The sequence below is a fragment of the Kitasatospora sp. NPDC004669 genome, from assembly GCF_040609455.1.
Classification (GTDB): Bacteria; Actinomycetota; Actinomycetes; order Streptomycetales; family Streptomycetaceae; genus Kitasatospora.
On record NZ_JBEXKB010000059.1, the window covers coordinates 49,936 to 57,039 of the forward strand.

At 74.4% G+C, this 7,104-nt stretch carries 7 protein-coding genes; 4 read left to right on the forward strand and 3 right to left on the reverse strand.

What is annotated here, in order from left to right; translation table 11 throughout:
* The first annotated feature begins 144 nt into the window (after window positions 1-144).
* Window positions 145-1,692 (forward strand): Na+/H+ antiporter, encoded by a 1,548-nt coding sequence (locus tag ABZW30_RS35510; protein WP_355675374.1) that lies wholly within the window; start codon window positions 145-147, stop codon window positions 1,690-1,692.
* 107 nt (window positions 1,693-1,799) lie between these two features.
* Window positions 1,800-2,528 (forward strand): hypothetical protein, encoded by a 729-nt coding sequence (locus ABZW30_RS35515; protein ID WP_355675375.1) that lies wholly within the window; start codon window positions 1,800-1,802, stop codon window positions 2,526-2,528.
* Window positions 2,529-2,612: 84 nt separating this feature from the next.
* Here the strand turns inward: ABZW30_RS35515 and ABZW30_RS35520 are convergent, their stop codons facing one another.
* The gene (locus tag ABZW30_RS35520) at window positions 2,613-3,497 is read right to left on the reverse strand and encodes a winged helix-turn-helix transcriptional regulator (RefSeq protein WP_355675376.1); all 885 of its coding nucleotides are present in this window, start codon (window positions 3,495-3,497) and stop codon (window positions 2,613-2,615) included.
* Window positions 3,498-3,568: 71 nt separating this feature from the next.
* On the opposite strand from ABZW30_RS35520, the gene ABZW30_RS35525 reads away from it, so the two are divergent.
* On the forward strand, window positions 3,569-4,834 hold the full coding sequence (locus ABZW30_RS35525; RefSeq protein WP_355675377.1) for an MFS transporter: 1,266 nt from the start codon (window positions 3,569-3,571) through the stop codon (window positions 4,832-4,834).
* Window positions 4,835-4,855: 21 nt separating this feature from the next.
* On the opposite strand, the gene ABZW30_RS35530 is transcribed toward ABZW30_RS35525, so the two are convergent.
* Window positions 4,856-5,569 (reverse strand): helix-turn-helix transcriptional regulator, encoded by a 714-nt coding sequence (locus tag ABZW30_RS35530; protein ID WP_355675378.1) that lies wholly within the window; start codon window positions 5,567-5,569, stop codon window positions 4,856-4,858.
* A 103-nt stretch (window positions 5,570-5,672) separates the two neighbouring features.
* Between ABZW30_RS35530 and ABZW30_RS35535 the strand changes: the two genes are divergently transcribed.
* Complete coding sequence (locus ABZW30_RS35535; protein WP_355675379.1) at window positions 5,673-6,257, forward strand: GNAT family N-acetyltransferase; 585 nt, start codon at window positions 5,673-5,675, stop codon at window positions 6,255-6,257.
* On the opposite strand, the gene ABZW30_RS35540 is transcribed toward ABZW30_RS35535, so the two are convergent.
* Complete coding sequence (locus ABZW30_RS35540) at window positions 6,217-6,927, reverse strand: hypothetical protein (protein ID WP_355675380.1); 711 nt, start codon at window positions 6,925-6,927, stop codon at window positions 6,217-6,219. The genes ABZW30_RS35535 and ABZW30_RS35540 overlap by 41 nt on opposite strands.
* Between the last annotated feature and the right edge of the window lie 177 nt (window positions 6,928-7,104).

The window sequence follows — 7,104 nt, forward strand, 5'->3', positions numbered from 1 at the left end:
AGCGGGTAGTGGTCGGAGAGGTCGGTGGCGCAAAAATGCCGATAAGATGACGCTCGGTGTGCCGGGAAGTCTGGTCGGCTCGGGGGACGACTGCGGCGATCGGGCTTCGGCGACCCCGAAGGTTGCGATGGGTCGTTTCTGCAGATGCACGCCGTGGGGATCGTTCTCGTCCTGGTCGTCCTCGCCACCAGTGTGGCCACCTTCGCCCGGCGATGGCGGGTGCCCGCGCCCTCGCTGCTCGTGCTGGCCGGGCTCGCCGTCGCGCTGATCCCCGGGGTGCCCGCGCTGCACGTACCGCCGCAGATCATCGGCATGGTGGTGCTGCCCCCGCTGCTCTACTCCTCCGCCGAGGAGCTGTCGCTGCGCGACCTGCGGATGGTCTGGCGGCCGGTCACCGTCCTCTCCTTCGGCCTGGTCTTCGCCTCCGCCGCCGCCGTGGGCTTCGCGGCCGTCGCCGTCGCCGGACTGCCGCCCGCGATGGCCTTCGTGCTCGGCGCCGTGCTCTCCAGCACCGACCCGGTGGCGGTCACCGCGCTCGGCCGCCGGCTCGCCCTGCCCGGGCGGGTCCAGGTGCTGGTGCAGGCGGAGAGCCTGTTCAACGACGCCACCTCCCTGGTGCTGTTCAAGGTCGCCGTCGGCGTCGCGGTGGCGGTCGGCGGGACGGTCGACCTGCCCGCCGCGGGCGGCGAACTGGTGTTGCTCGGCGGGGGCGGCAGCGTGGTCGGCGCGGCCGTCGCCGGGCTGGTCTGGCTGCTGCGCCGCCGCACCACCGACCCGGTGCTGGAGACGGTGATAGCGCTGGTCACCCCGTACGCGGCCTACGTGCTGGCGGAGTCCGCGCACACCTCGGGCGTCACCTCGGTGGTGGTCGCCGGGGTGCTGCTCGGCCGCTCCACCCACCGGCTCACCGACGCGCACATCCGGCTGCAGGTGCACGCCGTGTACGCGGTGGTGGTGTTCCTGCTGGAGAGCGTCGTCTTCTCCGTCGTCGGTCTGGAACTACCCACCCTGGTCCGGGAACTACCGGCCGGCACCGGCTGGTGGCCGCTGCAGTCGGTGGCGATCGCCGCGGTGCTGATCGCCGTCCGGGTGCTCTGGACCCTGCCGCTCACCCGGGCCGTCAAGCCCAACCGGGGGCGGCTCTCCTGGCGGGTGGCCGGGGTGGTCACCTGGGCCGGCACCCGGGGCGTCATGCCGCTGGCCGCCGCACTGTCCATCCCGCTGTTCACCGAGGGCGGCGACGGACTCGCCGGACGGCCGCTGGTACTGGTGCTCACCGTCTCGAACGTCGTACTCACCCTGGTCGTCCAGGGCCTGACCCTCGCCGCCGTGGTCAACCGCTCCGGGCTCGCCCTCGAACCCGAGCACACCGCGCGCGAGGAGGACGACGCCCGCGACGAACTCAACCGCACCGCCCTCGACCACGTCGAGGGCCTGGCGGAGCTGGAAGCCGTCCCGGACACCGCCGTCGACCGGGTCCGCCGCGCCCTGACCGCCCGACTCGACCGCACCCCCGAGGCCCCCGACGGCACCACCGCCGACGACGCCTACCGCCAACTGCGGCACGAGGTCATCGCCGTGCAGAACACCCGGCTGCACCGCCTCTACGAGGAACACCGGATCAGCGACACCACACTGCGGGTGCTCCAGCGCGACCTCGACCTGGAGCAGGCGGCGCTGGGGCGGAACTGATCGGGCGTCGGTCCGCCGTCCCGCAGGCCGCACCCCGGCCCTCCGGCTGTCGGGGCCTGCCGTCACACTGACGCGAGCACGAACAAGCACCACCGAACGGGGGCACCATGGCGAAGAGCCACAGCGCCGATCAGAAGAGCGGCAAGAAGAAGAAGCGACCACTCGCCGCGGGTGTGTCCCGGCCGGCCAAGCCCGTCCGCAAGCGCCCGCGCAAGGACGCTCCGCTCGCGCCGCGCACGGTGCGTCGGACGGCGGTCCTGGTCGGGGTGCTCGCACCGCTGCTGATCATCGGGCTGCTCGGGCTCGCCACCGATCCTGACTACCAGGTCGCCTGCACGGTCCTCGCCATCCTGGTCCTGATGGCGTCCGTCGTGGGACTGATGCTGATCCGGAGCACCGGATGGGTGGTCTGGCCGGCCGTCCTGCTGGGCGTGCTGCTCCTGGTGATCCCCACGGCCGCCATCCGCGCGCAACTGATCGCCGATCGCGGAGTGGAGACCAGGGTGGTCATCACCTCGGCGCACAGCGGCAAGGACAAGACGGGCAAGGTGAGCTGGACCTGCGGCATCCGGCGCGAGGACGACCAGCCCCTGCCGCACGGCACGATCGAGGGCATCGGCTGCTCGGGTACGTCCGTCGGCACCACCGCGACCGTCCTGGTCGACCCGGACGGCTGGGCCCCGCCGGCCACCCGGGACGAGGACCTCTCCTTCCGCGGCGCCGGTGTCTACGTCACGGGCGCCGTCGCCGTCCTGTGGGCCGCGCTCACCTTCGGCGCCGCGCACCGCACCCTGGAGGGGAAGGGCGGGCGGGGCGGGCGGAAGGGCCGCAAGTAGCGGATATGACCGTTGACGAACCCGTCACGTGCGGAACCGTTGTGATCGGGTGCGTCACCGGCCGGGCCGGTGACGCACCCGCCGTCATCCCGCCGCCAGACCGTCGAGCAGGGCGAGGGCGTCCTCGACCGAGCCCGCCGGGTCGGTGACGGGGTAGAGGACACCTCGCACGGTGCGGGTCGCGTCGAGGACCAGGGTGAGCCGCTTGAGCCGGTCGACGCCCGCGGCCCGGAAGGTGGGCAGTCGCAGCGAGGCCGCCAGCTCCAGCCCGGCGTCCGAGAGCAGCGGGAACGGGATCCGCGCGTGCTCGGCGAACGCGGCCAGCTGGTCCGGGCGCTGGGTGCTGACGCCGTAGACGGCGGCGTCGCGGGCGGCGAACTCGCCCATCCGGTCCCGATAGGTGCAGGACTCCAGCGTGCAGCCGGCCGCGCCCGGGACCTCGCCCCAGCCGGGCGGGTGGCCCATGACGCCCGGTGCGAAGGCGCCCGGGAAGCAGTACAGCACCGTCCAGGTACGGTCCGCGGCGACCGGGTCGACCAGGCCGCCGGAGGCGGCCGCGAGCTCCAGGGCGGGCAGCCGGTGGCCCGTCAGCGCCATGACCCGGCGGGCCTCGGCCGAGTCGGCGGTGCTGGTGCCGGTGAGCGAGCCGTCGCCCAGGATGTGCCGCCCGCCCCAGTCCTGCAGGGCGACCAGCACCGGCAGCAGGCCGCGCCCGGTCCCGGTCAGGTGGTACTCGTAGCGCGGCGGGTGCGGGTGGTAAAGCCGCTTCTCCAGCACACCGTCGGCGACCAGCGCCTTGAGCCGCTCGGTCAGCACCTTCCGGCTGATGCCCAGCCCGTTCTGCAGCGCGTCGAACTGGTGCGTTCCGCCGGCGACGTCCCTGATCAGGAGCAGGGTCCAGGTGTCCCCGACCACGCTCAGGGCCTGGGAGATCGCGCAGTCGGGGTCAGCCGCTTCGGTGTGCCGCATGAATATTGATTATAGTGAGTTCCCAAAGGAAACTTAGTCGGTCGTGGACCGGTGGCGGCGAAGGGGCGGACGTGACGGCTGAAACGGTGGACACGGCGGACGCGGTACGGCCCGGCGGGCGGCGCGACGGCGGGGCGGGGGCGTTCTGGCGCTACTGGACCGCCTCGACGGTCAGCCGGCTCGGGGACCAGGTGACGACGGTGGCTCTGCCACTGATCGCCGTGGTCACCCTGCACGCGTCGGCGTTCGAGGTCGGCCTGATCACGGGCGCCTCCTACGTCGCCTGGCTGCTGATCGGACTGCCGGCCGGCGTGCTGGTCCGGCGGCTGCCGCTGCGCGGCACCCAGGTCGCGATGGACCTGGTCCGCGGCGTCGCGGTGGCCTCGGTGCCGGTGGCGGCCGCCCTCGGGGTGCTGGGGCTCCCGCAGCTCGTGCTGGTGGCGCTGCTGGTCGGCTTCGCGAGCGTGGTCTTCGACGTCGGCAACTCCACCTTCCTGCCCACGGTCGTCCCCAAGGAGCAGCTGACCTCCCGGAACAGCCTGGTCTCCGGCAGCATCGCGGCCACCGACCTGGCCGGGCCCTCGCTGGGCGGTGTGCTGGTGCAGTTGGTCGGCGGCGCGGCCTCGATGCTGCTCGACTCGGTCAGCTACCTGGCCTCGGCGGCGCTGCTGGGCAGCCTGCCGCGCGTCGAACAGCCGGCTGCCGGACCCGCGGGCGGCGCCGGGATGCGTGAGCAGATCCGCGAGGGCTGGCAGTTCGTCACCCGGCACCCGGTGATCAGGCCCTGTGTCGCCGGCGCCACCGCGGTGAACTTCGTCTGCGGCGGGCTGATGGCGCTCACCCCGGTGTTCCTGGTCCGCACCCTGGACGCGCCGGCCGCCGCGGTCGGCGCCCTGATGGCCACCGGCGGCCTCGGCAGCCTGCTCGGCGCCGCCGTCACGCCCCGGCTGGTGGCCCGGATCGGCGGCGCCCGCGCGGTCTGCTGGGCCGCGGTGGTCGCCACCGCCTTCGCGCTGCTGCTCCCGGTGGCCGGATCCGGCTGGGGGGCTTTGGTCTTCGCCGTCGGCAACGCCGGGTTCGCGGCCGGCGTCGTGGTCTTCAGCATCGTGACCCGCACCCACCGGCAGACCCAGACCCCGCCGGAGCTGCTGTCCCGGGTGATGGCCACGGTCCGCTTCGTCTCCTGGGGCGCGATCCCGGTCGGCGCCCTCGCCGCCGGTGCCGCGGCCGCTGTGTGGGGACCGCGCACGGCGCTGTTGCTCTTCGCGCTGAGCAGCCTGGCCAGCCCCGCGCTCCTGCTGGCTAGCCCGGTCCGCCGGATGCGCGAGCTGGCCTGAGCTACGGGAGTACGGGCGTCTTCACAGGTCGGCGGGCGACAGGCCGAGGAGGTCCTGCCAGGCCCGTCGGCCGGCCGGGGTCACGGCGAGGGCGCGGCCGGTGCCGATCCGGGTGAGCCAGCCGGCGGCGAGGGCGTGGTCGCACAGCGCGGCACCCACCGCGCCGCCGAGGTGAGGGCGGCGCTCGGTCCAGTCCAGGCAGGCGCGCACCGGCGGGCGGCGCGAGCCGCCCGGCAGCGTGATGCCGAGCTCGGTCAGCCAGTCGCGGCCGACGGCGGTCAGGCCCGGGGCTGGGCCCCAGTCCAGCAGGCCGCGCCCGACCAGCGCGTCGGTGACCGCCAGGGCGAGGGATCCGGCCAGGTGGTCGTAGCAGAGCCGGGCCCGGGCGAGTGCTTGCTGTCGGCCGGTGCCGGCGAGCGTGCGCGGTCGGACGGTCTGCCTCGGGGCGAGGTCGGCGAGGCTCTCGATCAGTGTGACCACCCGGTGGTCGGCCAGCCGCAGGTAGCGGTGGCGGCCGTGCCGCTCCTCGGCCAGCAGTCCACCGCCGACCAGCAGGTTCAGGTGCGAGGTCGCGGTCGAGGGCGCGACCCCCGCGTGGCGGGCGAGTTCGTTGGCCGTCCACGCCCGGCCGTCGAGCAGCGCCAGGCAGAAGGCGGCCCGGGTGCCGTCGGCGAGCAACCTGGCCACGGCGGGCAGGTCCACGCCCACGTCCCGGTCAGCGGGTCGGTCGTCCATGCCACCGATTGTCGCCGGGAGCGCTTCGACGCCCGTCGAAGCGTTCCCGCCGTAGCGTTCCCCGGTCCGCCGGGCCGCCCGTGCCCCGCACGCTGGAGGAGCCATGCCCGCAACACACCCGACCACCGCCGCCTCGCCGCGGCCCGACCTGCTCGTTACCGACGCCCCCGCGGCCGCCGACCTCGCGCTGGTCTCCGACGCGCTGGACCGCTTCAACGTCGAACGGACCGGGGTCGACGACCGGAGGCCGCTCGCGGTCCTGGTCCGCGAGCCCGGAACGCACCGGGTGCTCGGCGGGCTGACCGGGCGCACCTCGCTCGGGCTGTTCTTCGTCGACCTGTTCTTCCTGCCGCCCGAGCTGCGGGGGAACGGGCTGGGCGGCGAGATCCTGCGGCGAGCGGAGGCGGAGGCCCGGGCGCGCGGCTGCCGCTCGGCGGTGCTCTACACGATCAGCTTCCAGGCCCCCGGCTTCTACCGGAAGCACGGGTGGACCCGGCTCGGCGAGGTCCCGTGCGATCCGCCGGGCACCACCCGGGTCTTCATGACCAAGGGGCTCACCGGGCCCGCGGAGGCGTCGCCCAGGGCGTGTCCTGTGGGTTCTGGCGGACGCGGCAAGGACCCGCAGGAGACGCCCTACAGCCCGCTCGCTACAGTCCGCTCGGCCAGTTGTAGCCGCCCGGCACGGTGACGGTGGCGTTCTCGGCCGCCGTGCCGTACACCAGGGCGATCTCGTCGTGGGCGTGCAGCAGGATCGCCGCCGGGTCGCCGCCCACCGGCTTGCCGTCGACGTACGCGGTCAGTGTGTGGGCGGCATCGGTGCGCAGCCCGCCGAGGTGGTCGGCGGAGGCGGAGACCTGCCATTCGGTCAGGAACTGGCCGAGGCTGAAGTCGGCGTTGACCGGCGACTCGACATGGATCACGCCGGTGGTGTCGTGGGTGTGCAGCGGGCTGATCCGCTGCGCGCGCTCGTCGATGCCGATCAGCGCGGGCACCGTCACGGGTTGTCCGTCGGCGTACACGTCGAGGTGCGCGTGGATGTGCAGGGCCGTGCCCTCGGCACCGAGCATCGGCAGGCCGGCCGCCTTCACGGCCGCCGCGACGTCGGCGGGCGCGTCCCAGGGCGGCGGCGTGGTCCGGCCCTCGGCGGTGGTACGCGGGTGCGCCGGGACACCGGAGGGCGGGGACGAGCCCTGGTTCGTCGCGATCACGACGGCGATCCCGCCGACCACGACGGCCAGCACCAGGCCGATCATTCCGCCCATCAGCCACCGCCGGCGCCGCGCGCGACGGACCTCCGCGGCCCGGAGCGCGGCGGCACGGGCCCGCCGTCCGGACGGTCCCGGGTTCTGCGCTGACATCGGTGCGGGCCTCCTCGATCGAGGTAGCTGCCCTTCCAGCCTGGCAGAGTCCGCCCCTCCCGGCGCGTCGAGCCCGGTGGCTGCCGGAGAACGCCGCGGCCCCGGCCCCCCGGGAGGGGGTCGGGGCCGCGGCGCGGCCGGCGCAGGCCCGGGTCAACGCTGGCCCCGGTAGCCCAG

What these genes read in the sequence shown, in the direction of transcription:
- ABZW30_RS35510 (WP_355675374.1), top strand. Translation starts at nt 145, where the DNA reads ATGCACGCCGTGGGGATCGTTCTCGTCCTGGTCGTCCTCGCCACCAGT.
- ABZW30_RS35515 (WP_355675375.1), top strand. Translation starts at nt 1,800, where the DNA reads ATGGCGAAGAGCCACAGCGCCGATCAGAAGAGCGGCAAGAAGAAGAAG.
- ABZW30_RS35520 (WP_355675376.1), bottom strand. Translation starts at nt 3,497, where the DNA reads ATGCGGCACACCGAAGCGGCTGACCCCGACTGCGCGATCTCCCAGGCC.
- ABZW30_RS35530 (WP_355675378.1), bottom strand. Translation starts at nt 5,569, where the DNA reads ATGGACGACCGACCCGCTGACCGGGACGTGGGCGTGGACCTGCCCGCC.
- ABZW30_RS35535 (WP_355675379.1), top strand. Translation starts at nt 5,673, where the DNA reads ATGCCCGCAACACACCCGACCACCGCCGCCTCGCCGCGGCCCGACCTG.
- ABZW30_RS35540 (WP_355675380.1), bottom strand. Translation starts at nt 6,927, where the DNA reads ATGTCAGCGCAGAACCCGGGACCGTCCGGACGGCGGGCCCGTGCCGCC.